The organism is Amycolatopsis sp. NPDC034160 (assembly GCF_055575355.1).
On the sequence record NZ_JBVISU010000032.1, the window covers coordinates 1 to 21,525 of the forward strand.

The 21,525-nt window shown below is 67.0% G+C and carries 45 protein-coding genes; 40 read left to right on the top strand and 5 right to left on the bottom strand.

Annotated features, from left to right (window positions below):
* Positions 1 to 179: 179 nt before the first annotated feature.
* The 26 genes from ACZ54P_RS37555 to ACZ54P_RS37680 all read left to right on the top strand — a co-directional run bounded on the left by ACZ54P_RS37555 (position 180) and on the right by ACZ54P_RS37680 (position 11,413).
* Entirely contained in the window at positions 180 to 746 is a 567-nt protein-coding gene (locus ACZ54P_RS37555) for a hypothetical protein (RefSeq protein ID WP_465466370.1), read from the top strand.
* 69 nt (positions 747 to 815) lie between these two features.
* The gene (locus ACZ54P_RS37560) at positions 816 to 1,226 is read left to right on the top strand and encodes a hypothetical protein (protein WP_465466371.1); all 411 of its coding nucleotides are present in this window, start codon (positions 816 to 818) and stop codon (positions 1,224 to 1,226) included.
* Between the two features lie 2 nt (positions 1,227 to 1,228).
* Positions 1,229 to 1,381, top strand: coding sequence for a hypothetical protein (locus tag ACZ54P_RS37565; protein ID WP_465466372.1), 153 nt, complete (start codon positions 1,229 to 1,231; stop codon positions 1,379 to 1,381).
* 215 nt (positions 1,382 to 1,596) lie between these two features.
* Positions 1,597 to 2,046 (top strand): hypothetical protein, encoded by a 450-nt coding sequence (locus ACZ54P_RS37570; RefSeq protein ID WP_465466373.1) that lies wholly within the window; start codon positions 1,597 to 1,599, stop codon positions 2,044 to 2,046.
* 32 nt (positions 2,047 to 2,078) lie between these two features.
* A complete protein-coding gene (locus tag ACZ54P_RS37575) occupies positions 2,079 to 2,510 on the top strand; it encodes a hypothetical protein (RefSeq protein WP_465466374.1) in 432 nt (143 codons plus the stop codon).
* A 122-nt stretch (positions 2,511 to 2,632) separates the two neighbouring features.
* A complete protein-coding gene (locus ACZ54P_RS37580; RefSeq protein ID WP_465466375.1) occupies positions 2,633 to 2,971 on the top strand; it encodes a hypothetical protein in 339 nt (112 codons plus the stop codon).
* 157 nt (positions 2,972 to 3,128) lie between these two features.
* Positions 3,129 to 3,446, top strand: coding sequence for a hypothetical protein (locus ACZ54P_RS37585; RefSeq protein WP_465466376.1), 318 nt, complete (start codon positions 3,129 to 3,131; stop codon positions 3,444 to 3,446).
* 199 nt (positions 3,447 to 3,645) lie between these two features.
* Positions 3,646 to 3,939, top strand: coding sequence for a hypothetical protein (locus ACZ54P_RS37590; RefSeq protein ID WP_465466377.1), 294 nt, complete (start codon positions 3,646 to 3,648; stop codon positions 3,937 to 3,939).
* A 98-nt stretch (positions 3,940 to 4,037) separates the two neighbouring features.
* Positions 4,038 to 4,337 (top strand): hypothetical protein, encoded by a 300-nt coding sequence (locus tag ACZ54P_RS37595; protein ID WP_465466378.1) that lies wholly within the window; start codon positions 4,038 to 4,040, stop codon positions 4,335 to 4,337.
* Positions 4,331 to 4,597 (top strand): hypothetical protein, encoded by a 267-nt coding sequence (locus ACZ54P_RS37600; protein WP_465466379.1) that lies wholly within the window; start codon positions 4,331 to 4,333, stop codon positions 4,595 to 4,597. Before ACZ54P_RS37595 ends, ACZ54P_RS37600 begins: the two co-directional genes overlap by 7 nt.
* The gene (locus ACZ54P_RS37605; RefSeq protein ID WP_465466380.1) at positions 4,594 to 4,788 is read left to right on the top strand and encodes a hypothetical protein; all 195 of its coding nucleotides are present in this window, start codon (positions 4,594 to 4,596) and stop codon (positions 4,786 to 4,788) included. Before ACZ54P_RS37600 ends, ACZ54P_RS37605 begins: the two co-directional genes overlap by 4 nt.
* Before the next feature lie 133 nt (positions 4,789 to 4,921).
* The gene (locus ACZ54P_RS37610; protein ID WP_465466381.1) at positions 4,922 to 5,470 is read left to right on the top strand and encodes a hypothetical protein; all 549 of its coding nucleotides are present in this window, start codon (positions 4,922 to 4,924) and stop codon (positions 5,468 to 5,470) included.
* Between the two features lie 98 nt (positions 5,471 to 5,568).
* Positions 5,569 to 6,072, top strand: coding sequence for a hypothetical protein (locus tag ACZ54P_RS37615; protein ID WP_465466382.1), 504 nt, complete (start codon positions 5,569 to 5,571; stop codon positions 6,070 to 6,072).
* A gap of 394 nt (positions 6,073 to 6,466) precedes the next feature.
* Positions 6,467 to 6,835 carry a WhiB family transcriptional regulator gene (locus ACZ54P_RS37620; RefSeq protein ID WP_465466383.1) on the top strand — a complete coding sequence of 123 codons (369 nt, stop codon included), beginning with the start codon at positions 6,467 to 6,469 and terminating at the stop codon, positions 6,833 to 6,835.
* Positions 6,836 to 6,873: 38 nt separating this feature from the next.
* Positions 6,874 to 7,035 (top strand): hypothetical protein, encoded by a 162-nt coding sequence (locus ACZ54P_RS37625; RefSeq protein WP_465466384.1) that lies wholly within the window; start codon positions 6,874 to 6,876, stop codon positions 7,033 to 7,035.
* Positions 7,035 to 7,277 (top strand): hypothetical protein, encoded by a 243-nt coding sequence (locus tag ACZ54P_RS37630; protein ID WP_465466385.1) that lies wholly within the window; start codon positions 7,035 to 7,037, stop codon positions 7,275 to 7,277. The genes ACZ54P_RS37625 and ACZ54P_RS37630 overlap by 1 nt, the downstream gene beginning before the upstream one ends.
* A 149-nt stretch (positions 7,278 to 7,426) precedes the next feature.
* Entirely contained in the window at positions 7,427 to 7,792 is a 366-nt protein-coding gene (locus tag ACZ54P_RS37635; protein ID WP_465466386.1) for a hypothetical protein, read from the top strand.
* A 45-nt stretch (positions 7,793 to 7,837) separates the two neighbouring features.
* A complete protein-coding gene (locus ACZ54P_RS37640) occupies positions 7,838 to 8,209 on the top strand; it encodes a hypothetical protein (protein ID WP_465466387.1) in 372 nt (123 codons plus the stop codon).
* A complete protein-coding gene (locus ACZ54P_RS37645) occupies positions 8,206 to 8,385 on the top strand; it encodes a hypothetical protein (protein WP_465466388.1) in 180 nt (59 codons plus the stop codon). Before ACZ54P_RS37640 ends, ACZ54P_RS37645 begins: the two co-directional genes overlap by 4 nt.
* Positions 8,382 to 8,705, top strand: coding sequence for a hypothetical protein (locus ACZ54P_RS37650; RefSeq protein WP_465466389.1), 324 nt, complete (start codon positions 8,382 to 8,384; stop codon positions 8,703 to 8,705). The genes ACZ54P_RS37645 and ACZ54P_RS37650 overlap by 4 nt, the downstream gene beginning before the upstream one ends.
* Positions 8,706 to 8,832: 127 nt before the next feature.
* Positions 8,833 to 9,498 carry a hypothetical protein gene (locus tag ACZ54P_RS37655; protein WP_465466390.1) on the top strand — a complete coding sequence of 222 codons (666 nt, stop codon included), beginning with the start codon at positions 8,833 to 8,835 and terminating at the stop codon, positions 9,496 to 9,498.
* Positions 9,495 to 9,866 carry a hypothetical protein gene (locus ACZ54P_RS37660; RefSeq protein WP_465466391.1) on the top strand — a complete coding sequence of 124 codons (372 nt, stop codon included), beginning with the start codon at positions 9,495 to 9,497 and terminating at the stop codon, positions 9,864 to 9,866. The genes ACZ54P_RS37655 and ACZ54P_RS37660 overlap by 4 nt, the downstream gene beginning before the upstream one ends.
* The gene (locus ACZ54P_RS37665; RefSeq protein ID WP_465466392.1) at positions 9,863 to 10,249 is read left to right on the top strand and encodes a hypothetical protein; all 387 of its coding nucleotides are present in this window, start codon (positions 9,863 to 9,865) and stop codon (positions 10,247 to 10,249) included. The genes ACZ54P_RS37660 and ACZ54P_RS37665 overlap by 4 nt, the downstream gene beginning before the upstream one ends.
* Positions 10,246 to 10,368 carry a hypothetical protein gene (locus ACZ54P_RS37670; protein ID WP_465466393.1) on the top strand — a complete coding sequence of 41 codons (123 nt, stop codon included), beginning with the start codon at positions 10,246 to 10,248 and terminating at the stop codon, positions 10,366 to 10,368. The genes ACZ54P_RS37665 and ACZ54P_RS37670 overlap by 4 nt, the downstream gene beginning before the upstream one ends.
* 17 nt (positions 10,369 to 10,385) lie before the next feature.
* Entirely contained in the window at positions 10,386 to 10,820 is a 435-nt protein-coding gene (locus ACZ54P_RS37675) for a hypothetical protein (RefSeq protein ID WP_465466394.1), read from the top strand.
* A 134-nt stretch (positions 10,821 to 10,954) separates the two neighbouring features.
* A complete protein-coding gene (locus ACZ54P_RS37680) occupies positions 10,955 to 11,413 on the top strand; it encodes a hypothetical protein (RefSeq protein WP_465466395.1) in 459 nt (152 codons plus the stop codon).
* 77 nt (positions 11,414 to 11,490) lie between these two features.
* On the opposite strand, the gene ACZ54P_RS37685 is transcribed toward ACZ54P_RS37680, so the two are convergent.
* Complete coding sequence (locus ACZ54P_RS37685) at positions 11,491 to 11,811, bottom strand: hypothetical protein (RefSeq protein ID WP_465466396.1); 321 nt, start codon at positions 11,809 to 11,811, stop codon at positions 11,491 to 11,493.
* A 109-nt stretch (positions 11,812 to 11,920) separates the two neighbouring features.
* Here ACZ54P_RS37685 and ACZ54P_RS37690 point away from each other — a divergent pair, with 109 nt between their 5' ends.
* The 8 genes from ACZ54P_RS37690 to ACZ54P_RS37725 all read left to right on the top strand — a co-directional run bounded on the left by ACZ54P_RS37690 (position 11,921) and on the right by ACZ54P_RS37725 (position 15,273).
* Positions 11,921 to 12,340: a hypothetical protein gene (locus tag ACZ54P_RS37690; RefSeq protein ID WP_465466397.1), complete on the top strand. Its 420-nt coding sequence runs from the start codon at positions 11,921 to 11,923 to the stop codon at positions 12,338 to 12,340.
* 101 nt (positions 12,341 to 12,441) lie between these two features.
* Positions 12,442 to 13,110, top strand: coding sequence for a hypothetical protein (locus tag ACZ54P_RS37695; RefSeq protein WP_465466398.1), 669 nt, complete (start codon positions 12,442 to 12,444; stop codon positions 13,108 to 13,110).
* Positions 13,107 to 13,421, top strand: coding sequence for a hypothetical protein (locus tag ACZ54P_RS37700; RefSeq protein ID WP_465466399.1), 315 nt, complete (start codon positions 13,107 to 13,109; stop codon positions 13,419 to 13,421). Before ACZ54P_RS37695 ends, ACZ54P_RS37700 begins: the two co-directional genes overlap by 4 nt.
* Positions 13,411 to 13,857 carry a hypothetical protein gene (locus tag ACZ54P_RS37705; protein WP_465466400.1) on the top strand — a complete coding sequence of 149 codons (447 nt, stop codon included), beginning with the start codon at positions 13,411 to 13,413 and terminating at the stop codon, positions 13,855 to 13,857. Before ACZ54P_RS37700 ends, ACZ54P_RS37705 begins: the two co-directional genes overlap by 11 nt.
* On the top strand, positions 13,854 to 14,249 hold the full coding sequence (locus ACZ54P_RS37710) for a hypothetical protein (protein WP_465466401.1): 396 nt from the start codon (positions 13,854 to 13,856) through the stop codon (positions 14,247 to 14,249). The genes ACZ54P_RS37705 and ACZ54P_RS37710 overlap by 4 nt, the downstream gene beginning before the upstream one ends.
* Entirely contained in the window at positions 14,246 to 14,668 is a 423-nt protein-coding gene (locus tag ACZ54P_RS37715) for a hypothetical protein (RefSeq protein ID WP_465466402.1), read from the top strand. The genes ACZ54P_RS37710 and ACZ54P_RS37715 overlap by 4 nt, the downstream gene beginning before the upstream one ends.
* A gap of 26 nt (positions 14,669 to 14,694) precedes the next feature.
* Positions 14,695 to 15,015: a DUF6247 family protein gene (locus tag ACZ54P_RS37720; protein ID WP_465466403.1), complete on the top strand. Its 321-nt coding sequence runs from the start codon at positions 14,695 to 14,697 to the stop codon at positions 15,013 to 15,015.
* Positions 15,016 to 15,018: 3 nt separating this feature from the next.
* Positions 15,019 to 15,273, top strand: coding sequence for a hypothetical protein (locus ACZ54P_RS37725; protein WP_465466404.1), 255 nt, complete (start codon positions 15,019 to 15,021; stop codon positions 15,271 to 15,273).
* Between the two features lie 130 nt (positions 15,274 to 15,403).
* On the opposite strand, the gene ACZ54P_RS37730 is transcribed toward ACZ54P_RS37725, so the two are convergent.
* From ACZ54P_RS37730 to ACZ54P_RS37745, 4 genes are all read right to left on the bottom strand, one after another.
* The gene (locus ACZ54P_RS37730; protein ID WP_465466405.1) at positions 15,404 to 15,556 is read right to left on the bottom strand and encodes a hypothetical protein; all 153 of its coding nucleotides are present in this window, start codon (positions 15,554 to 15,556) and stop codon (positions 15,404 to 15,406) included.
* 138 nt (positions 15,557 to 15,694) lie between these two features.
* Complete coding sequence (locus ACZ54P_RS37735) at positions 15,695 to 16,444, bottom strand: hypothetical protein (RefSeq protein ID WP_465466406.1); 750 nt, start codon at positions 16,442 to 16,444, stop codon at positions 15,695 to 15,697.
* A gap of 222 nt (positions 16,445 to 16,666) precedes the next feature.
* Positions 16,667 to 17,248, bottom strand: coding sequence for a hypothetical protein (locus tag ACZ54P_RS37740; RefSeq protein ID WP_465466407.1), 582 nt, complete (start codon positions 17,246 to 17,248; stop codon positions 16,667 to 16,669).
* Positions 17,249 to 17,346: 98 nt separating this feature from the next.
* The gene (locus tag ACZ54P_RS37745; RefSeq protein WP_465466408.1) at positions 17,347 to 18,216 is read right to left on the bottom strand and encodes a hypothetical protein; all 870 of its coding nucleotides are present in this window, start codon (positions 18,214 to 18,216) and stop codon (positions 17,347 to 17,349) included.
* Between the two features lie 153 nt (positions 18,217 to 18,369).
* On the opposite strand from ACZ54P_RS37745, the gene ACZ54P_RS37750 reads away from it, so the two are divergent.
* The 6 genes from ACZ54P_RS37750 to ACZ54P_RS37775 all read left to right on the top strand — a co-directional run bounded on the left by ACZ54P_RS37750 (position 18,370) and on the right by ACZ54P_RS37775 (position 21,431).
* Positions 18,370 to 18,669: a hypothetical protein gene (locus ACZ54P_RS37750; RefSeq protein WP_465466409.1), complete on the top strand. Its 300-nt coding sequence runs from the start codon at positions 18,370 to 18,372 to the stop codon at positions 18,667 to 18,669.
* Complete coding sequence (locus ACZ54P_RS37755) at positions 18,669 to 18,899, top strand: hypothetical protein (protein WP_465466410.1); 231 nt, start codon at positions 18,669 to 18,671, stop codon at positions 18,897 to 18,899. Before ACZ54P_RS37750 ends, ACZ54P_RS37755 begins: the two co-directional genes overlap by 1 nt.
* A 52-nt stretch (positions 18,900 to 18,951) precedes the next feature.
* Positions 18,952 to 19,290, top strand: coding sequence for a hypothetical protein (locus ACZ54P_RS37760; RefSeq protein WP_465466411.1), 339 nt, complete (start codon positions 18,952 to 18,954; stop codon positions 19,288 to 19,290).
* A gap of 112 nt (positions 19,291 to 19,402) precedes the next feature.
* Positions 19,403 to 19,933, top strand: a complete 531-nt coding sequence (locus tag ACZ54P_RS37765) for a hypothetical protein (protein WP_465466412.1) — start codon at positions 19,403 to 19,405, stop codon at positions 19,931 to 19,933.
* A 59-nt stretch (positions 19,934 to 19,992) separates the two neighbouring features.
* Complete coding sequence (locus tag ACZ54P_RS37770) at positions 19,993 to 20,316, top strand: hypothetical protein (protein ID WP_465466413.1); 324 nt, start codon at positions 19,993 to 19,995, stop codon at positions 20,314 to 20,316.
* Positions 20,313 to 21,431, top strand: a complete 1,119-nt coding sequence (locus ACZ54P_RS37775; RefSeq protein WP_465466414.1) for a tyrosine-type recombinase/integrase — start codon at positions 20,313 to 20,315, stop codon at positions 21,429 to 21,431. Before ACZ54P_RS37770 ends, ACZ54P_RS37775 begins: the two co-directional genes overlap by 4 nt.
* Positions 21,432 to 21,525: the final 94 nt, after the last annotated feature.

Consider the following 21,525-nt stretch of genomic DNA (forward strand, 5'->3'; position numbering starts at 1 on the left):
CGGCCGGAGCGGGAGCTGACCCCGCCCGGCCGGTCACTCCACCCCGGACACCCCGAAGGCCGCCGAGCCGCCGAACAGGACCGAATCCACAACCCGTCAACCAATGTGTTGACACCAGGCATGAAGTGCCATTAGTGTCCTTCATGTCAGCAATGCAAACCGAGTTTGAGGGACCAGGAATGACCAAGGCGCGCGACTACACCAAACTCTCCGACGACCAGCTCCTCAGCAGGCTGGAAAAGGCGAAGACGGAAGAAGTCGTCGCCTCGCTCATCGCCGAGATCGAGCGCCGCGAAAAGATCGAGCAGCGCATCGCCGAACTCGTCGCGGCAGGCTGGGTGTACCGCGACGCCTTCGCCGACGCTCACGGCCTGGACCCCGAACAGCTCGCCCAGCAGGAGCGCTACGCCCTGGTCCGCTCGAACCGTCAGCCCGGTGAAAGCCTGGAGCAGACCGTCGACCGCATGTTCACCGAAGACGCTGACCGCCGATACGAGCAGGCCGAGAAGGACTGCCGGGGCCACATGCTGGTCAAGGAATCCGTGGGCAAGGTCAACCCGCGCGACCTCTTCTGCGGTCCCGCCTCCCGCATCCGCAAGCACGCATCCCCAGAACTCAAGGCGTGGTTCTACGCCAACGGCCGGATCACCTGGCGCGAGTACATGGCGCACATGCTCGGCCGCGCCCGAGACATCGAACTCGCCAAGAACGTCGACCGCGACTACGGCGAAGCCGTCGCCGCCTGACCACCCGGGCCCGGCTCCCGTCCGGAGCCGGGCCGCCCACCCGCAACGTCCCGAAAGGACATCAGCACCGTGCTCACCGATCGCGCGCTCGACTTCACCGTGTCGTTGTATCGCAGCTACGTCCAGAATCTCGGCCCTGCGGCCGCCGACGCCGCCGCCAAGGCCGCCTTCCGCCCCGAGGTCGCGGACCAGGTCCTCACGGAGTACGCCCGACAGGTTGCGACCGCCGTTCCCGTCCTGCCGCCCGTGGTCGTGGTGGATCTCAAGCTCGGCCACATCGCGTGCCCTTACTCGAGCTGCGCCACGCTCGACGCGATCAAGGAGGCCGACGACTGCACGCGGGAGAACGACGTCCGTGTAGTCGAGGGCCGCGTCCTCATCGTCGGCGAGGACCCCGAGTTCACGCACGCCGCGTTCTACTGCAACGCCTGCTCACGTCCCGTTTCCCTTCCACTCGGCATCGAGATTGAGACCAGGTGACCATGAACAAGATTCCCCGCACCGACCTCCCCACGTTCGACCTCGTGATCGAACGCCCCGCGATCGTCGATGACCACACCTACCAGTACGCGGCCTACTGGCAGTCGCGCCGCATCGAGCCCGGCGTCTACCCGATCCGGATCCGTCACGATTGACCACCAGGAGCCGTTCACCCACGACGGCCCGGACGCGCCCACCGCCGCCTGATCCGCCGCAGAGCGACCTGAGCCGCGGCCGCCGGCCTCAGGGTCCGCCTCGCCATCAGGTCGCTCTGTGTCCCACCAGGCCCCGTCAACCAATGTGTTGACACCCCGCGCAGAGTGCCGCTACAGTCCTTCATGTCAGCAACGCAAACCGAGTGAGGAACCCCATGACGCTGCCCGAGATTCCCCCGCTCGACCCCGACCTCTGCAACCACGTCCGCTACAGGACACGCTTCATGAGCCGCGAATACCTGGGCATCCGGCTTTTCGTGGCCGTGGAATCCGGCTGGGTCATCGGCTACGCGGTTCGAGGCCCCGAGATCTGGTTGCAGCAGCCAGGCACCCCGCCGCAGATCTTCAAGGCATCCGGCGGCACGACCATGCACGCCCGGCACGTCGTCGGCGCCATCCTCGCCGCGCTGCGACTCGCGGAAACCCCCTCCGCCACCGCCGTCGCCTGGATGCACCACCTCGTGAACGAGCACGGCCGCGAAGAAGGCCTCTCCCGCGCCCGCGCCGCCCTCGGCATCGACCTCTACCGGGCCGCCTTCACCCGGTGGGAGATCGAGAACGAGGTTTTCAACGACAGCCCGCCCTGCGAATCCGCCACCCACTGACCGCACACGCCACGAACCGAAAGGAGAACTCCATGACGCTGCCCGAGATCAACGAACTCCACCCGGAACTGGCCCGCCACATCTTCCGCAGCTCCGAGTGGATCGCCGAGACCCGCGACCCCAAAACCTTCCGATACACGATCTTCAAGACCTGGGTCGTCGGCTACGACGCCGAGGATCACGTCCTGTTCGGACGGCTGGCATTCGAGCCGCAGATCATCCGCATCCCCGTCACGGTCGCCTTCTCTTCGCGCCGCATCGCCGAGTACATGCTCACCGCCCTGCATCTCGCCGACGACCCCGTCGGCACCGCCGTCGCCTGGATGCACCACCTCGTCCGAGAGCACGACTACACCAAGGGGCTCATCATCGCGAGCTACGCACTCGGCAAAGAGCTCTATCGCGAGGCGTACGACATTTGGGAAGTCGAAGACGAAGCGCTCCCCGAAGAAATCACCCTCTGACCCCACTCAATCAATCGAAGCCCTGCGGGCCGCCGGGCCGGACCAGGCCGGCGGCCGCGGGCTTCCCCGCCCTCGACCACCCAAGACCACGCAGCGGGCCACCAGGCCCCGGAAGGATCGTCATGCACACCAGCTTCACCAACATCAACGTCGGCCACGCCACGTACACCGACGACGAGGGCGACACCATCGGCGAGATCTACCTCATCCCCGCAGGCGAGGACCGCACGCTCTACCTCGCCTTCGCCCACGACTGGACGAGCGACAGCCAGGAGTACAAGCCCTTGTGCCTCGACACGTGGGAAGACCCGGACCAGGCGGCCGCCGAGATCGAGCGCCAAGCACGGGAAGCGCAGGCCCCGGCGACGCTGCCCGACGTCGACGTCCAGGCGGCCCGCGAGGTGGCCGAAGCCCCACAACGCGGAGACTTCGCCGAACTGCGGGAGCTGCTGACCTTCTGACCACTCGCGCCAGCTGACACCACGGTGCCCGTCGAGCCATTCGCCCGGCGGGCACCCGTCGTGTCAGGGAACCACTGTTGTCAACCAATGTGTTGACGCCGGTCGAGAATTCGAGTAGAGTCCTTTAAGTCAGCAACGCATAGTGGAGGGAAACCCCATGTCGAACACCCTGCCCGCCATCACCGAACTCCCCATCGAACTCGCGGACGGTACCGAGTGGAAGTCGCCCGGTTGGTCGGCGTCCGCCCGATGCGCATTCATTCTCGACCACTACATCGCGTACGAAGTCCATTGCGGCGTCGGGGTGGTGGTCGTGTCTGAAATGGGCACCGGCATCGTCCGCTCGCATGTGGTCACCACGGTGACGGACGGCAACCCGTTGGCGGATGCCCGCATGGTCGCTGAGTGTGTCGTGGCCGCGTTGCTTACCGCTGAAGCGCCCGAGCATCCGGCCGTGGTTGCTCGCGCCGTGTGATGCCGTGAACCGCGTCCGGCGGCCGTCGAGGGTGATACCTCGGCGGCCGTCGTTCGTGGCGCCTGGGGGCGAATGGGCCTTCTTAGAGGAATGTGCCGACATCGGGCCGCGATATCCAGGTGTCAACTTGGTGGTTGACGGCTCGACACTGTTCCGGTAGTGTCCTTCATGTCAGCAACGTCAGCTTGAAGGAGTCACCGTGAACGCCGCCAACATCCCCGCCGCTTTCCGCCCGTCGCGCACGGCCGTCCGGGTCCTGAGCATGAACACCAGTGACGCCGTCGAGGCCATTGGCAGCAGTGACACGATGCACGCCATCTTCGACGAGATGGGGGCTCACTTCGCCCGCCAGGCGGCCGCCGCGCAGAAGGGTGCCGCGACCCGCGCTCGTCGCGCCGATGCGAAGGCGAAGTCCGCGCACGCTCGCGTTGTCGCGACCCGCTGCGGCGACTGCTTCCAGATTCCGGCCGCCTCCGGTGCTTGCTGGTGCTGACCGCCTGACGGGTGGGTGTCAACAAGTCGGTTGACACACATCCGTCAAGCATGTAGAGTCCTTCATGTCAGCAACGCAAACGCACGGAGGAACACCCCATGCGCAAGTACACACCCCCCATCGCCACCACAGCCGCGGTCTTCGCGATCCTCTTCACCGTCACCCTCACCGCCACAGAACCCGCCACCCTCGCCGACGTCGCAATCCCCACCCTGAGGGCCGTTCCCGAACTCGCCATCGACACGTTCAACGACATTCGCAACGGCGTCAACAACACCGTCACCAGCTTCGTCACCGTGTACGACGCGCCCGGCAACGCGGGCATCAACGTCGCCGGACTCGGCGGCTACGAATGGCGCGGCACCCCCGGCCCGTTCGTGTGCGGTGGCCAGTGCTGACCGCCACGACACGGCCCGACGTCGCCCGGCTCGCCGAACTCAACGCCCAAGCCGGACGACCCACCGAAGGCCACCCGCTCGCCGCGCTCACCCGCGCCGAACAGGACGAGCACCACAACCTGCTCAACGAACTAGTGCACCTGCACTTCGACGCGGCCCCCGCGCTCCTGCTCAAACGATTCCCCACCTGCCCGACGTCCCTCATCGACTACGCCAACGACCTGCTCGAACTCGACGCCATCCGGAAGGACAAGCCGTGAGCCCCGAGCAGATCCGCGACGCCATCGAAACCGGACTCCGCAGCTACGGCTACCGCCCTGGCCGCACCCTCAAGGGCCCGCAGGCGTGGCGCCAAGCGTGGCCCAGTGCCCTCGTCGACCACCTGACCGCGCAGCTCGTCGACACCCTGTCGGCCGAGCAGCCCGAACCGGCCAGCACCAACGCCGGATGACCCCGCGCAGGGGCGCCGCCATCCCCGGCGCCCCTGCGCGGCCCCAGCCGCCCCGAGAGGGCAGGCCGACACCGATCACCCCGCCCGGCAACGAAGACGCGCCAGCGCCCAAACAGAACCGGAAGGACCACCCATGTCCAGCACCATGCTCGCCAACGAGATCACCCGCCCCAACCACCACCTCAAGGTCACCGCCCTTCGCCGAACCGACGAACGCCACCTGGCGCCGCTCTGGCACGCAAGCGGCGACCTCCAAGACGGGGTAGACCACGTCCTCATCGGCTCCGAGAACGTCCTCACCGTTCACGACACGATCGCCAGCATCTACCCCGACGCGACCAACGTCCTCGTGCGTCAGCTCACCACCGAAGAACACGAATCCCTCGGCGTTGTCCTCGCGGTATCCCTGGTCAACGGCGAGGCCCACGAGCTGCATTCGAGCGACGGATTCACCGTCGTATTCACCCGCGAGGGCGAACCCGCCGAGTACGTCGAAACCGTTCCCGCGTGGAGGCTCGCCGCCCTATTCGGACGGACCAGCAACGGAAAGCCCTTCATCGCCCTCGACGAGCTGCCCAGCAAGAGCTTCGACAACACCCGTCAGTGGGGCTCCGTGCTCCAGGCCCACGACCTGCCCGTCCACGTCACCGTCCAAATCGTGCGCGCCACCTTGAACACCTAATGCGACGTGCGGCCCCGCCAGGCGCGGGGCCGCACGTTCCCCCGGGCACCCCACGAAGACCCGCCAGCGGGCCACCAGGCCCCGAAAGGACCCCCGCCGTGTACGCCGAGATCACCAAACGCGACGTCAATCCCAACGACTACTCCGACCTGTGGAAGCTCACCGGCGACTTCGGCCCCAAGAAGGGCAACACGATCTACCTGCCCGCCTGGGACCTCGCCGACGTGTACGAGTTCGTCGCCACCCAGTACCCCAACACCCCCAAGTACACCGCGAAGCGGTACACCCATGCCGAAGAAGAGCGCGTCGCCCACATCACCGTGACCAGCGAAGGCGCAACCCGCCGCTGCGCCTACGACGAAGTACTTGGCGTCGAGTTCACCTGCGACAACTACGGCGACGCCGTCGGGGACTACGTCACTTTGTGGCAGCTCGCCGCGCTCCTCGGCCACCCCGAGGAGGACGACGAGACGCCGCTCGACCTCGACGCCCTGATCGGCACGAACCCGACCGACACCAAGGGATGGTCCGCGCTGTTCATGCACGGCGACTACGGAGACGCTGCGAACCTGCACATCATCAACATCGACGCGCGCCCCTGACCACGAGACCGGTCCTGCCCACCGGCGGGGCCGGTCCTGTTTCGTCGAGGGCGTCACCAAGCCGCGGCCGCCGGCCTCCACCCCGCAGCCGCGGCAGACCCGCCAGCGGGGGAGCAGGACCGAAACGGGGGCGATTCGCTGAAGAAGGCTCGGGCGGAGCCGAGGCAACGGCTCCGCCCGAGTGCGCAGAGCTGGGGGTACAGCTCTGCGCGGAACTTCTCTTCATCTTGGCCGCCAGGTCACAACCAGCTGGTGGCCTTGATCGTCATCCTTATGAGGATCCACACGGTAGTCGCTCGGCCCATTCGCTGTGGGCAGGGGTCGTCAGTGGCGGCACCACCTGATCCCATCCGGACACCGCGCCCCGTGCGCCCGACTGTCCAAGGGGGACACCGTGACCAGCCCGCCCATTGCGCCGAGCCGCGACGAGATCCTGCGCGCCGAGCTGGCCGCACTCACCCCGTCGTTTGTCCGGCTGGTCGACGAGGACTGGCGCCTCGACGCCGCGTGTGCCGAGACCGGCCCGGATGTGTTCTTCCCCGAGCAGGGTGACGTCTCCCGCGCGCACCGCGCAGCCCGCCGGGTGTGTCTCGGCTGCGCGGTGCGTGTCGAGTGCTTCGCGTCCTCGGTCGCCGCAGACGAGCGGTACGGCACGTGGGGTGGTGTGACGGCGGGGGAGCGGGAACGGGTGCGGAGGAAGCGTGTCGCCGCAGGGATCGCCAGCGTCAACCAACGTGTTGACGCCAAGTGTCGGATCGTGTAGTGTCCTTTATGTCAGCAACGCAAAGCATGGAGGGCACCGTGAAAGACAAAGCTCAGGACGACAACTCCTCGACCGGCAATCGCCGCGACGAGACCGACGAGAAGATGTTCGGCGGCTGGATCGACGCCGCGATCCAGTACGAGGCCAGCCAGCGTGGCATCGAGGAAGCCGAGCGCCGCGCGAACGGTGGCGAGTACTGATGACGGGCGACGTGGACACCCCGCGCTTCACTCGCGAGCAGGTCGAGCAAGCCGTACACGGCGGACGGGACCTCGTCGACCAAGCCCTGCGAATCACCGACAGCGATGACGATCTCCTCGACCTCGTGGTCAACGCCATCCTGATCAGGCTCGACAGTCCCGAAGTGGACTTCGATGGCGTGGTTCGAGAGTGCTACAAGGAAACTCCTGAGGTCGTCCGGTCCTGGTGGCACTGGACCTGACCAAGTTCGCCGGGGATGACGAGCTCGCTCGACTGGCCCGTCATCCCCGGTGGCGGCAGGCCCGAATATCTGTCAACCATTGAGTTGACGCTCAACGGTTGTTTGTGTAGAGTCCTTTAAGTCAGCAACGCAAACATTCGGAGAATCCCTTGAGCGCCAAAACAGCCCTTCAATTCCGCCACGACGAACCGTTCGACGAAGCCAGGGACACCATCATCCCCGTGCTCACCCGCAAGCGGTGGAAGTACGAGACGCCGCCCCGGTCCAACAGCGTGGCCACCAACGACACCATCGGCATCCGCGTCCAGGTACACCCCGGATGCGGGATCATCAGCGTCCACTTTCCCGACGAGGCCGCCGCCAACGAAGCCCGTCGCCTCTTCCTCCGGTTCATGGCCAACCCGAACCCCGCCGGATGGCGCCGCGTCGGCCACGGCCCCGACGCCATCCGCGACGCCATCCAGTACGTCCACTGCCAAGAAGAACGCAAGCTCGCCGGGCTGCCGCCGCGCTGACCACCCGCGCCCCGCCCGCCAAACCACCCCGAACAGGGAGAACCCATGCGCACCAACAGCGTGCCCGCCAGACTCGCCCACCTCGACCCCATCGCCGACCGCATCGCCGCCGAACTCGCCCCCCACGGGTTCATCGACATCCCCCGCGACGACGACAACGCCGTGCGCCACATCAGCCACCGCGCCACCAAGACGTACTTCTCCATCGGCCTGACCGGCGTCCGCCTCACCTACTTCGCCCGGCCCGACGCCGAGATCGGCCCGCGCATCGTCTGCCACACCCTCCGCGTCGGCTACGAACCCATCGGCGCCCCCGCCCAGCACAGCGACGTCGACGGCATCGTGCTCATCGCCCGCCTCATGATCGACCACTTCACCAAGCTCGACGCTCAACTCACCCAGCAGGGCGCGGCGTGAACGAGGAGCCGACCGGGCCGCTGAGGCCGGAGGAGTTCGAAACCCTCGCCAACCTCCTGCGCCGGTTCGAGACCTGGAATGCCGACAGCGAGTCCGCGACGGCCGTCGTCAGAGACGCACAGCTTCACGTCCGCCGCGTCTACTGCGACAACTACGTCCCCGGAGACCCGCCGTGATCAGGAACTACACCTTCGCCGAACTTGCCGAACAAGTCGCGCGCACCGCATCCGCGTACCCCGGCACCGATTGGAACGAGCCGAAGCCCATGTGGAAGACCATCGCCACCGACACCACCCCGGACGGCCACGAGGTTGAGCTTCGTCTCGGCGAGTTCGACAAGGGACGTAGCAAACACCGCACTTGGAAGATGTTCCGCGACGGCAAGCAGGTGGGCTACGCCGCCGTCGAGAGGGACGTCGAAGAGAACTGGAGCCGTGTCCGTTCCGGCCTCGTGCGCAACCCGGACACCGGGCGCTACGAGAAGCCGACCGACTGACCCACGCCGCCAGCACCCCCGGTCCCGCGCACCCCTGCGTGGCGGGACCGGGGTGCACCATCCCCATCCGACTTCACGGCCCGCCCGCAGCCGGCAGGCCCCGCAGCCGCCCACCAGGAGGCCCGCAATGCCCACCACCCGAGACCGCGCCATCGTCGTGGTCGACGTCAAAACCTCCGGGGACAAGTTCAACACCCTCGGCCACGTCCCCATCGAAATCGCCTGGTGGAACCTCGCCACCGGCGACCACGGCGACTTCCTCACCCCTCATACCGTCCGCACCGTCACCGACTACGGCGACCCCGAAGCCCTCCGCGCCCTCCGCTACGTCGAACGCGGCCTCGGCCAGCAGGACCAGGACGTCGACCACCGCGAACTCATCCGGCTCGAATCCCACCTCTACGAGAACACCCTCGCCGCCGTAGACGTCGCCCGCGTCGCCCGGCTCCTCTCGTACCAGTACAAGCTCGTCCCGCCATACCTCCGGCCGAACTGGGACGACAACGTCACCACCATCGAGCCGTGGCACCCTCGACTGCTCGACCTCGCCAGCTTCGCCAGCGGCACCCTCGGCACCGCACCCGGCCGCCTCGACAGCCTCACCGACCTCGCGGCCGCGCTCGACGTCGACACGTTCCGCGAAGGCACCGCCGCCGGAGACGTCCACACCGCCGGAGAATGCCTCCTCGAGCTCATCGCCCGCAGCGAAACCCAGCACCACCGTGGCACCCAGCTTCGCCGCTTCTTCGGCGGCCGCCGCACCCATCGCACCCGTCAGGCGGTCGCACGATGACCACCTTCGCCCCCGACGTCAACCACCAAGTTGACGTACTGGAGGAAGCCCTGGAAGCTGCGGTCATGCTCACGAGTCCCGCGCTCCGCCAGGCCGCCGCCCTCATCCGCGCTCTCAAGCTCACCGACGACATTCCGTTCGACCCCACCAACCCGACTTACGACGACTTCGCCGCGCTCCTTGAGGTCGAGAAGGCCGCCCACCGTGCCGTCGTAGCCGCCCGAGTCGACCTCATAGAGAAGTGGGTCGCCGAGAAGGGCAGCCTCGCGCTGGTCGCGGCCGACCTCGGCGTCTCGAAGCAGTACCTCAGCCGCCTGCTGACCACCGAGCGGAAGCGCGAGGAAGAAGAAGCGGGGGAGACGACGTGACGACCCTGACCGACAGGCCCCGCCACCACCCCGTCCTCGACCGGGGTCGGTACGCCCGCCTGCTCGCGTGGCTCGACCAGCGCACCGCCCGAGCCCGCCGCCGACGCAGGGAAAGCCTCGCCCGCAGGCTCACGCTCCGCGCGGCCCGGCTGCCCGGCCACTGGGTACCCGTCACCGATCTCCACGTCGGCGAAGTCATCCTCGAAGCCGCGTCCGGCCCGCGCTACGGCACAGGGGAGCGGGTCCTGTACGCCACCCCAGCCGCCGCCGAAGGCGTCGTCGAGATCTCCACCGACAGCGGCGAACACGACCTACCCGCCTGCGACTGGGTGCGGCTCGCCCAAACGAGCACGTCGTCCGGCTCTGGGAAGATGCCCCGGTGACCAGCCCCAACGACGACGCCAAGCCGAAGAGGAACGCGCAAGACACGCTCGCCGACGTCCTCGCCATCGGCGAGGCCGGCGAGAAGGCCCTCGGAATCTCCGCACCCAACCAGCCGTAACCCACGGAGGACTCGTCATGCCCAAGCCCCCACGCCCGTCAGCGGACGAGCTGGTCGCCAAGTACTGGCCGCACCCGGACTACGGCCAGGACAGCGTCGCCTCCGCGCTCGAAACCGCCTCCGAGCTGATCCGGTTCGTCAACCACGCGCTGATCAACGCCAACGCGGAAGCCCTCCCGCAGGTCCAGGACGTCCAAGATGCGACGTACAGGATGAAAGAGATCAGCACCCGTCTCCAGCAGCCCGCGGAACTCCTGGCCCGCCGACTGGAGATCATGACGGACAACGACCCCACCCTCTACTCCACCGAGGGCGACGCGAACACCCAAACCAACGCGGCCGCCGGACACCTCAACCGCGCCGCAAACTGCGCCGAAGACCTCTCGGCCGCCTTCGACGCCGCGTTCAACAAGCTCGGCCGTGTCGGCCACCGGTTCCCGGACGAGGAGTAGCCGGGCAACCGCCAGGCGAAGTCATCGACCCCTGGCGGTAACGGTGCCACCGAGGTTCGCGACACTGCTGTACCTGCACGGCTGATCCTGACCGTTTTCGTTGCGAAGGAACGCTCTTGCTCAACAGTGCCGCTATGGCAGCCAGCCCGTCCGACGAGAACCAGGTCGCGGTCATGGTCGTCGGTGTCGTGTTATTCCTGCTGCTGCACGTTGTGGCGTGGGGCTTAGTAGGCTTGTGGGGGCGTTGGTTCCCGAGGCCACTTAAGCCGGTAAAGGTGACCTACCGTGACCGGATCCGAACGGTGCAGGGCCAGCTCCAATCTGTTGGCAGCCTTCTGCGCGACCTCGAAGATGATCTCGCCACCCGAACCAAGGTGTTGGAAGCACGTCAGGCCGATGTGGACCAGTACGAGAGACTGGCATCGCTCAACGAGGACCAGGCGAAAGCCGTTGAGGATCTTGTCGGCAGGCAGTTCAAGCGCCAGAGCAAGACTGCCGCGATCTACTGGTGGGCTGGGCTTGTGCTCGCCTTCATGCTCGGCCTCATCGTCAACTGGATCAGCGCACCCCTGTGGGCATGGATCAACAGTTAGCGATCGTCATGGGTTCGCGCGGCCGCCGGCCTGACCGTGCGCCGTGCTGGTCCGCACGGACAGGCCGGAGCAGGGCACTAACTCCCCGCTGGCCGGACCGCGTCCTTGTGCACCAGCTGCCGCACCTTGACGGTGGTCCTGCCGTTGCTCGACACGAGCGTCATATCGACCAGGGCCCACAAGTCCCCGGTGGACGACATGACCCACGCCAGGAGCAGCCCGCGGACCCGGCCGCCGCCGATGCCGTACGCGCGGCACCAGATCGGCGTCTCGCTGCCCCATCGAAGCCGTTGAGCTGGGAGCACCTGGTTCATGTCGACCTCGACGTCCACAGGCGGGTCTTTCGGGTGCACGGCCTCGCGCTTCCACCCCTTCAGCCTGTCGCCATCGTCGAACACGCGTTCGATAATGCACTTCGAAGTGGGTGGTAGTCCATCCGGGGGCAGGGTGCCGCCTATCAGGGTGGCACCTGGCGCCCGCGTCATCGGCTGCGGAAGAGTTGCCCCCGTGGACAAGCCGTTCGAACTCCCCGACGTATACGAGACCCGTCAAGGGGCCGCACTGGAGGCGGCCGTGAAGGCTGCCCGCGAGACCGGAGACATGGGGCCGGTGCTGAAGATCGTGGACCACGTCGCCGCCGAGGGCGACCAGGACCGGGAGTTCATCCTCGCCATGGCCCTGTTCCGATACCAGCTGTTCGCGATCGAGGCTGGCGACCAGAGCACCATGAAGGCGTTCAGCGAGCTGATGCGCGCACGGTTCTCGCCGGAGGTGCTGGACCAGGTCGTGATGTTCTCGATGCTGACCGCCGGGCTGCGGCAAGGTTGGCTACCGGCCGAGAGCTACGACAAGCTGGCCGCCTATCTGGCCGAAAAGGACGCTGGCCTGCGTGCACAGCTCGACAAGGTCGAACGGCGAGCCGCGTAGATCGATCGTCACACCTATAGCAACCGTGGCCGATCGGGTGAACCTTCACTTTCCGGCAACCGTAGGTTGCCGGAACAGTGTCGGCAACCTACGGTTGCCGGATGCTGTATCCCCTCGACATCATCGAGCGACACAACTTCGCCCAACGACTCCAACGCCTGAACATCGAGAACCGGCACATCGGATGGGGTTCCGACACCGACACCCTCGACGTCCTCCGGGGCGCCGTCGCCGTCGACCACGTCGGCCTGGAACGCCCGGACAACGTGAGCATCGAGGACCTTCACGGCGGCCTGCGCCTGCTCGTCAACCTGCGCAAGGACCTGGACTCGGCCGAGGTCCGCTTCATCGAAGCCGCGCTCGACCGGGGCCAGTCGCTCACCTCCCTGGCGAAGGACGTGTACGACGTCAGCCGCCCAGCCCTCACGAAGCGCTACCGCAGTCTCGGTGGACTTCGTGAACCTTTGGTCGGCAATCCGGAGGCCGTCACGCCGCCGGGGACCGTGGTGCGCTACTGGATGGCGCCCACCGAGGCCGATGTCACCGGCGAAGACGCCGTCGAAGTGCAGATGACGCGCGTAGGCGACGACTACCAGCCCTACGTCCCGCTCAAGTTCAGCCGCGGCGAGCACGCCTCATTCAGCGGGGAGCTTCCCCGACCGGGCAAGGTCGCGAAGGGCACGCTCTACCCGATGGGGGACAGCGCGCGACCGATCGAGGTCTGGATGCGTGCGGAAGCCGCACCAGTGACGGAGGAGCAGAGTCGATGACCGGCAGCGAGCAGGCGAGACACGACACGAACAGGCTGCCCACCTGGGACACCATGATGGGCAAGGCGCTGGAGCAGCTGACCGGCGCCCGGGAACGCCTCGGCAACGCTCGGGACCAGCTCAATTCCGACTGGCGTCCGCCCGGCCCCTACTCGAACGACGCCGGACACGATCGCCTCGCGGTGTTGAAGAAGATCACCGCGCTGAAGGCGGGCATCGACGAGGTCAAGCGCGACCTGTACGCGATGATGGACCGCGAGAACGAAGCCCGACCCGCCAAGAAGACGTCGGAGACGCGCGATGGCCAGTAACCGCGATTTCCAGCGGCATCCCCCGCCACACCCGCTCGGGAACATCCGCCCCGCGCCCACTCCCGCGCGCACCGAGACGGAACTCCTTGCCGCGCTTGGGCTCTCGGCCGACATTCCCGCCACCGGCCTGAGCCCCGTATGCGACTTCTGCGAACGCTCGAAGGATCGGCGGCCGCCGCGCTGGTACTACCCGGTGAAGCCCACCATTGACATGGACTTCGGCGGCGTCACCGTCCCGATCGACGCAGGGATTCTGACCGGCTCCGGCTGGGTCGTCTGCGACCACTGCCACGCCTTCATCGCACGCGAAGACTTCGCCGGCCTCGCCGAAGAGCTGGGCTACGCGCAGCTCGAAGGCAGCGCGGTTGACCAGTTCCGGAAGATCATGCTCAGCCCCGGCCAGCCGCTCCAGACAACGAAGAAGAACCCGGAGTGACCACCGAAGCGCAAGACGCGTACCTGCGCAGCCTCCGGGAGCGCGACGACGCAGGGGAGCGGTGGATCCTCAAGCTCGGCCCGTGGAGCGTTGCGATGATCCCCGGCATCATCTGGTACACCACCCAGAAAGGCGACGAGCCACCGGTTCCTCCGGACGACGAGCTGACGGAGCTTCTTCGACGGGAGCGAGCGGGGGAGCGGGCCGACATGCCGATCGGCCCCTACAACGCATTCTTGCTGGCCTGGGCTCTCCTTCGGGTGCTCCGCCATCGGGACTACAAGGGCTACGGGCCGCAGATGTTCAAGCTCCTGCTCGACCAGCTGATGCTGCCGATCACCGAGGACCCGCGAGGCGCTGAGATCTTCCGGGACTGGAAGGTCTCGCTGTGACAACCGGGAAACCGTTGTGCGGCTACATGATGCGCGGTCCAGGGCTGCCCTGCGCTCGACCAGAGGGCCATGAGCTGCCGCATCGTCCAGCGCCGAAGAAGGCCAGTCAGCCGACCGCGACGAAGGTGTCGTCGAAGCGGCGGGCGAAGCCGAAACCAGGGAAGGGCGCCGGAACACAGCAGGGGAGCGCCCCGGCGAAGGGCGTGCTGGCGAAGTTCCCCGGCACCTGCCCCGGATGCGGTCGCCGGTATGGGAAAGGCGCCGCTCTCGCCAAGGTCAAGGGCGGCTGGGGGCACCCGGCGTGCGCAACTGCGTGGCGCGAGACGGAGAGGATCCGGGCGGGTGAGACGTTCCGGAGCCAAAAGCCGTCCAGCTGGAAACTGGGAGCCGGGCCCGGCAGCTTGCGGGAGCGCAACTAGACCACCAGACGGGTTATGGTGGGTGCGTGACTGCGGCCGCGCACCACCCCGATCACGAGCCCGGCGACCTCGATACGCCCGGGGCGATTCGGGATGCTCTCCTGTCGGAGGAGCGCGCTGACTTCGACGCCGCGTACGAGCAGGCGCTCGACACGGCGAAGGCGACCCGGGACCTGGCTGGGGTCTTCGAGACGCTCGCCGGCTGGCGCCGCGTCGCCCGGAAGACGCTCGCTGACCCGGCCGCGCACCGCGCCATGCTCCAGCAGGCCGCCCGCATCCAGCGGACCGGTGAGCCGATCGACGGGGCGGTGTCCCTGGCCGATGTGAGGGCACTGCTCGGCAAGTAGATCGTGGCCTACCGCATCGAGACGGACCCGCGCGTCCTCGACCAGATCAAGGCGCTCCCTGCCGACGTCCTGCACGAGCTGGGCGACGTGTACGACTTCCTTGAGCTGTTGCCCTGGCGCGGCCCGCCGTACAACACCGCCAAGCCGACCAGCCCGATGCGGGCGCTCCCGTTCGGCGGCGGCCGCGGCCTGGTCACCTACCTGGTGCTCGACGAACAGGACCGCGTCGACGTCCTCGATGTCACCTGGTTCGGCTGATTCGGAGCTCATCCGCCTGGACGTCTTCGGGCCCGAGCAGGACCCCTGGATCGACTATCAGCTGGGGAAGCGTGGGCTCAAGTTGCCTGAACAGGTCACCGCGGCGGGATAAGGCGCACAGGCGTGGGCGTCAGTAGTCGAACTCGTGGATCAGCGCGTTATTGGTTTCCCAGTCGGCGTGTGCTTGCGCTCGCTGTTCCTGGCGCCACGCACGACACTCGTCGTCGTGTTCCTCGGTCGCTTGGCAATCCAGGGTTCCGGTGCAGTCTTGTTCGTCGACCATGGGCTGAGTGTGGCGCAAGGTCGACCCTGAGGCGAGCAGGCCGACCCACACTCGACCCACACCAGACCCACGCTGGGCAGTTACGGCGCCCGGGCGCCGCGGGGAACGGCGCGGCGCCGCGCGCCGCCGCCAGAGGAATCAGTGCACGGTGATGGTGAACTCGCGCGGGTTGAAGGGCGTCGTGGTGATATCGGTTCGCGGCTGCGGAACGGTCGGATCGAGTTCCAGCGTGTAGAGGCTGGTCTCGGTCCCGTTCGGATTCACCCAGCGGCCGGTGACCGTGCCGGTCCAGCTGGTCGCGTACTCGGCCATGTCACCCTGGTAGCACCAGTGCGTGTCGATGGTGATCCGCTTGCCGATCAGGTGCGACCAGTCCAGGCCGGGCGGGTGGGGCTTGTCCTTCCGGCAGTACGGCGGGCAGTGCTCGTTGAAGTGCCAAAATCCTTGCAGCGCCTTGCCGCACGTTGGGCATTCGGTGAAGTCCTTGGACCGCTCCCGATCGCTTTCGCACGTGGGGCAGTCCTTGCCGGGTTCCTTCCAGTGATCTTCGTGTTCACGTTCGACAGTGCGGAAATACGCGTCCAGCTCGGCTTCCTGCCGCAGCTCGGCGCAGTAGCAGCCGTCGCAGGTGGTGCACACGCCGCAGCCGGCGCACTGGTTGCCCAGGTAGTGCCCGCAGATGGGGTTGACGTCGTTGTCGGGGGTGACGACCGTGGGCAATTCCGGGCCACCCTGGTCGACGGGACGCGGCCGGAGCCGGGACGCGGTGACGGTGCTCTCGCGGTGTTCGGCCGCTTCGATCGTCCTCAGGGCCTCGGTGTACGTCACGCCGTGGTCGGCCATGTATTGCCGAACGTCGCGGCGGCGAGAGTGGTTGTGGCGGGTCATCAGGTCGTCCTCCAGCGAGGGCCCACGCACCCCGCGAGGTCGGCCTGGACGTCCAGGTGATCGCGTCGGGTGTTCAGTCGTACTGAGGCGGTGCCGTCTTGTCCTCGGTCGCCGTGTTGGCCGCGTGGGGGCCGGATCGGCTCGGAGATGGGCCTGTACGTTGCCCAGGCCATCACCATAGCGAAGCTCACCGACAATGACGATCCAGTCACCGGGTCGGCGTTATGGCGCCTCGCTCTTGAAGGGGACGGCCTGGCGGACCTGCCGTACGAGGTCTCGCATTGTGTCGGCGTCGGCGAACCCGTGGCCTGTGCGGAAGCGGAAGAACGTCCCCTTCATGCTGTCGGACAGGGTGGGGTCTTTGGTAGCTGGCAAGAAGGCGCCGTCGTCGTCGATCATGCAGGCCGTGGGGGTTTGGAGGACCAGATTGGAACCAGGGACGAGCAGGAAGTCCTCGGCCGATACCCAGCCCTCCTGGTCGATTTGAGGTAGCTCGACGTCGTTGAAGTTCAGCCGGAGGAAACCGCGGACAGGTCCCTGGTGGCGGCAGAGGAACATCACCGCCTCGGTCGAGTCCTTGTATCGGAGAAGCTGGTCGTGGGGGTGTGCATCGACCACCGTGGCCAGTTCGAGGTAATGCGTGGTGACGTCCCGGCCGTTCGGCAGCTTGGAGAACGCGAGCCGGTCGACGGCCACGCAGAGAAGCAGTAGGACGAGCGTCGCGATGATCGCGACGATGAAGTCCCCGCTGCGGAATCCTTCGTACAGCGCCCCGGCTGAAGGCAGAAGTATCACGAGGTTCAACAGGGGCCTCTTGAACCGCCACAGGTGCGCAGCCGCCGCGCGACCGGCCGTTCTCACGCTCACGATGCCTCACTTTGCCACCCTGTACGGGTTCGACGTCACTCGGCGTCACCTCGCGCGGCGGCCTTCGCTGCCCGGTCGAGACGTGCCTGAGCCTCCTCGATCCAGCGGTGCCGTTCGCCGGGTTCGAGCTTGTTCCATGCCCGGACGGGGAAATGCACGCGATCGCCAGCGTGGCGTGCCATGTCGCCGAGCCAGGTGCTCATGGCGCTGAGCAGAACGTCGGGGTCGACCGCGTCCAGATCGCGGGGAATCTCGTCACTCAAGTCGCGCCCGCGTCCGCGGGCGGCGTCCGCGACGGCCTTGTCCATGATCGCCTCGGTGATGGTGCCCGGGAGGCGCGCGCCCAACACGAAAACGTCGTCCTCGGTGAGGAGTTTGTCCGCGAAGACGGACGTCAGGACCTCAATGAGCACGTTTCTCCTGTTGTCGGCCCGGATCCCGTCCTCCGTGGCCACCTCGGCGGCGCCTTCGACGGCGAGGAGGACCCTGATAATCGCTCCGTCCCGCGCGACCTGGTCGACGGCCTTCGGGCTCCAGGTTCGTGTGCCGCCAAGGGTTTGCTCGTAGCGTTTCTTCGCGCCTGGGCGGCTGATCCCGTAGGCGGCGCCGATCTCGGTCCAGGACACGTCGCGGTCCCGGAGTGTTTCGATCACCAGGCGTTCGGTGTTGTTCAGGGTCAGACGTTCGTTGGGGATGACCTTCAACGCGGTCCAGAGGTCGTCGTCGGTGACTTCGTCGAGCCGAGGAAGTTTGAGGGTGCCGAGGATGGGGCGCGTTTCCGGCGAGTCGTCGAGGACGGTCATGAGGCCTGCGAGGGCTTCGCCTGCGGAGCGAGGGACGTCATGTTCTCGCCGGAGGGCGGCGAATCGGGTGAGCTTTGCTCGCGCTGCTTCCTGCTTGTCCATGCCGTAACCATAGGTTCCGCCCCTAGGAGCGCGCAACCTTTGGTTACGAAACAGATTGAGCGCAACCAAAGGTTGCGCTAGACTTTGCTCAGTACATAATCTGTATTATGTACTGAGTATCCAAACACTGTTTCGTAACTGAAAGGGCGCTCCATGACGCGCTACGAGAACTACGACTACCGGCCCGCCGCTCAACCCCTGACCGCCCGCGATCTCGTTCGAGCCCTGGGCGTACCCGACAACGTGCCGCTGACCGTCCCCGACGAACGCCTGGTCGTCATCGAAACCCTGGACCGTCCCGGCGGGATGCTGGATGGGGAACAGATCGTGGTCGGCATCGATGTCACCGCCGAAGCCAACCTCTCCGGTCTCATCGGAGACAAAACCACCGTGCTGTACCTCGAAGGCGACTACCCGGCTGGAACCTACGAGCGAGCCGTGGACGAGACCTGATGACTTCCATGCCCTACCCGCACGCCCGGCACGATTGCGTGGGATGCCGAGAGTTCGACGCCGACGTCGAACTCCTCGACGAGAACGGGCAGCCTCACAAGCCGCCCCGCGAGGTGTGCCAACGCTGCCTCGGTAAGAACATCACCTTCACGACGATCCACGGCTCGGGTCCCGACATGGATCAGCCGGTCACCGTGAAGGTGCGCCCGGCCACCGGACGGCGCGCATGAACGTCCGGGCTGGAGCACGTACACCCCCGACCCAATTCAGACAGGAGAAACAGTGAACCCGTGGATCCTCGGCATCGCTGCACCGCTCGGTGTCGTCCTTGTCATCGGCGTGGCGGCGCTCGTCACCCGGCTGACCGAACGAAGGCGTTACCAGGAGAGAGCCACCGTCTGCGACATGCGGACCTTCCGCGTCGCCGAACGACAGGTGGACTGGCAGGTCGCTCGCCACAACTGGCGGATGGCGCACTTGAACGCTGACGTCATCTGCACCTGGCTCGCAAGCGAACGTCACTACGGCAGCGCCCGGCGCCAGCGGAAGATCAGGAAAGCTCTGGAGGTCTGGACGGCGCGGCGCATCGAGTACCGGCCGGAGGAACACCCCAGCTACTAGACCGGCAAGTAAACCCCTTCACACCACGTCCGCGGGCCAGTACCTCGCGGCTGCAACACCCCACCTTCCGACACAACTTCGAGCTGTCAGCACAACAGCGAAGGAGCCCCCCATGTCCACAACGGACACCCCGGAACCGGCCAGCAGAGCCGAATTCCCGTTCGCCGTCACGATCACCCGCCCCGGCCACCCGACCCTGCACCTCGGCTACCGGTACCAGCACAGCGCCGAACACGCCGCCTGGGCGTTCACCGACATGCTCACCAGCGATGCCCACCCGCCCGGCACGACGATCAACTGGGGCGCGACGCCGCCCGACGTCGAGATCACCCCACCGGTGCCCACCACACCCAGCGAGATCGCCGAACATCCCGACTTCCCCGGCGAGCGTCCACCGCTCTTCCCCGACCTGTACGCGCGGGTACTCGCCCAGCACGGCTACGACCTCGCCGCGAGTCTCTGGTCAAACGCGTGCGCCATCTACGACGCGATGCACCAGCCGGAAGAGGAGGCAGAGGTCGAGGTGGGTTCCTTCCCGATCGATCCCCACATCCTCGAAGGCGTGTTGCTGGAGCACGTCGGCGAAAGCGAGACCCGGTCCATCTTCGCTGCGCTCGCTTCGGCCGCGGACGGTGCCCGATGAGGACCATCCCCCACCTGATCATCGCCGAACGGAACCGGCTTGAGTCGACTCTCAGGCAAATGCGCAGGCCCAAGGGTGCCGTCCAGCCGTCGTTGTTCGCTGCCCCTCCGGTGGAGCAGAGCGCGGACCTGATCTATCGCGCGCACGCGACCTCTGGCTTCGGCGACGGCCAGGACGTTATGGCCGCCCGGTTCGCCGTGCTGCTGGAGCACGCCGGCCTGCTCGGCGACGAGGCACGGCACGCGAGGGTCGTCGACGTTCTCCACTTCGTGAGCGACCCGGCAACCCGCGAACTGTCCGGCGCCGTCGTGGCCGACAAGGTCCGCGCACTCCTCGATGAAGCAGCCAACGCCACGTCCCGAACAAGCAAGGAGCCGCGTTGAGCGAAGACGTCGCCGGTGAACTCGTCCCGGCGGAAGCGATCCCCGCCCAAGCGCGGGACGAGGCCGGCGAGCGTTGGCAACGCGAGTTGGCGATCGTCCGCGCGTGGCTCAAGGAGGTCAAGGGCAACACCAAGGCCACCTACGCGGACGCGATCGGCTGGCCGTACGACAAGCACGGCACGTGGCGCGATACCTCGCGGCTGCGCAACGGTGTCACCTGGCTGTCCTGGTGCAGCCGCAACGGGGTGCACCTGCTCGACGTCGGCCGCGCGCACGTCGTCGCCTGGGCAGAGGCACTGAACGACACCCCGCATCCGGACACCGGGCAGACGCTCACGCGCTCGACTCGGGCGCATACGTTCACCGCGGCGAGCGCCTTCTACAAGTGGGCCATGCAGTCGGGGATCACGGTCATCAACCCGATGGAGTTGGTCAAACGCTCGAATTTGGGCGTCGAGATGCCGAAGAACACGAAGTCGACCACCGCGTCACTCACCCGCGAGGAGATCGGCGCGCTGCTCGCGGCCGCGGACAACGACGCCATAGAGTCGTTGCGCCTGCGGAACGCGGCGATGGTCTGGTTCCTGTTCACCGTTGCTCCCCGCGTCAGCGAGATGACCCAGCTGCGGGTGAACCGGATCCGGCACACGCACGGTGTCCGCGTCGTTGACCTGGTGCTCAAGGGCGACCGCCCGCACAGCATCACACTCTCACCGGAGGCAGGGGAACGTCTCGACAGGTACCTCAGCTCCCGGGGGATCGGCTCGGCCGTCGCCCTGCGCGGCCAGGCTGGCGCTCCCCCGTTCATGTTTGTCACCGCGAACGGAAAACCGCTCGTCCGGTCCGCGGTGAACGCCGTCCTCGAACGGCTCGCCCGGCAGGCTGGCATCGCGGCCCCGAAGCGCGTCACCTCGCACGTAGCCCGACACAGCCTCATCACCGAGGGAAGCCGCCAGGGCTATACCGACGACCAGATGCAGGAACACATCGGGCACCGGGACAAGGCAACCACTGGTCGGTACGGCAGCAGGCACTTCGACCCCGCCAACTCGCCCGGTCTGGTGATCGCGTCGTCGTTTGCCGAAGCTGCCGCCGAGCATCGCGGCCCGCTATGATCTGCGGTGGTCACTCGCGCTGACCACTCTCCGCGCCGGACGGTACCCACGTTGCCATCGGCGAGGCGGACAAGACGGCTCAGGGCCTCGGCGC

Coding starts and splice junctions, on each gene's coding strand:
- ACZ54P_RS37585 (WP_465466376.1), top strand. CDS start 3,129: ATGTCGAACACCCTGCCCGCCATCACCGAACTCCCCATCGAACTCGCG.
- ACZ54P_RS37640 (WP_465466387.1), top strand. CDS start 7,838: ATGCGCACCAACAGCGTGCCCGCCAGACTCGCCCACCTCGACCCCATC.
- ACZ54P_RS37565 (WP_465466372.1), top strand. CDS start 1,229: ATGAACAAGATTCCCCGCACCGACCTCCCCACGTTCGACCTCGTGATC.
- ACZ54P_RS37610 (WP_465466381.1), top strand. CDS start 4,922: ATGTCCAGCACCATGCTCGCCAACGAGATCACCCGCCCCAACCACCAC.
- ACZ54P_RS37765 (WP_465466412.1), top strand. CDS start 19,403: ATGTCCACAACGGACACCCCGGAACCGGCCAGCAGAGCCGAATTCCCG.
- ACZ54P_RS37730 (WP_465466405.1), bottom strand. CDS start 15,556: ATGGTCGACGAACAAGACTGCACCGGAACCCTGGATTGCCAAGCGACC.
- ACZ54P_RS37580 (WP_465466375.1), top strand. CDS start 2,633: ATGCACACCAGCTTCACCAACATCAACGTCGGCCACGCCACGTACACC.
- ACZ54P_RS37575 (WP_465466374.1), top strand. CDS start 2,079: ATGACGCTGCCCGAGATCAACGAACTCCACCCGGAACTGGCCCGCCAC.
- ACZ54P_RS37705 (WP_465466400.1), top strand. CDS start 13,411: ATGGCCAGTAACCGCGATTTCCAGCGGCATCCCCCGCCACACCCGCTC.
- ACZ54P_RS37570 (WP_465466373.1), top strand. CDS start 1,597: ATGACGCTGCCCGAGATTCCCCCGCTCGACCCCGACCTCTGCAACCAC.
- ACZ54P_RS37675 (WP_465466394.1), top strand. CDS start 10,386: ATGCCCAAGCCCCCACGCCCGTCAGCGGACGAGCTGGTCGCCAAGTAC.
- ACZ54P_RS37750 (WP_465466409.1), top strand. CDS start 18,370: ATGACGCGCTACGAGAACTACGACTACCGGCCCGCCGCTCAACCCCTG.
- ACZ54P_RS37555 (WP_465466370.1), top strand. CDS start 180: ATGACCAAGGCGCGCGACTACACCAAACTCTCCGACGACCAGCTCCTC.
- ACZ54P_RS37745 (WP_465466408.1), bottom strand. CDS start 18,216: ATGGACAAGCAGGAAGCAGCGCGAGCAAAGCTCACCCGATTCGCCGCC.
- ACZ54P_RS37680 (WP_465466395.1), top strand. CDS start 10,955: ATGGCAGCCAGCCCGTCCGACGAGAACCAGGTCGCGGTCATGGTCGTC.
- ACZ54P_RS37630 (WP_465466385.1), top strand. CDS start 7,035: ATGACGGGCGACGTGGACACCCCGCGCTTCACTCGCGAGCAGGTCGAG.
- ACZ54P_RS37595 (WP_465466378.1), top strand. CDS start 4,038: ATGCGCAAGTACACACCCCCCATCGCCACCACAGCCGCGGTCTTCGCG.
- ACZ54P_RS37655 (WP_465466390.1), top strand. CDS start 8,833: ATGCCCACCACCCGAGACCGCGCCATCGTCGTGGTCGACGTCAAAACC.
- ACZ54P_RS37695 (WP_465466398.1), top strand. CDS start 12,442: ATGCTGTATCCCCTCGACATCATCGAGCGACACAACTTCGCCCAACGA.
- ACZ54P_RS37755 (WP_465466410.1), top strand. CDS start 18,669: ATGACTTCCATGCCCTACCCGCACGCCCGGCACGATTGCGTGGGATGC.
- ACZ54P_RS37735 (WP_465466406.1), bottom strand. CDS start 16,444: ATGACCCGCCACAACCACTCTCGCCGCCGCGACGTTCGGCAATACATG.
- ACZ54P_RS37700 (WP_465466399.1), top strand. CDS start 13,107: ATGACCGGCAGCGAGCAGGCGAGACACGACACGAACAGGCTGCCCACC.
- ACZ54P_RS37660 (WP_465466391.1), top strand. CDS start 9,495: ATGACCACCTTCGCCCCCGACGTCAACCACCAAGTTGACGTACTGGAG.
- ACZ54P_RS37770 (WP_465466413.1), top strand. CDS start 19,993: ATGCGCAGGCCCAAGGGTGCCGTCCAGCCGTCGTTGTTCGCTGCCCCT.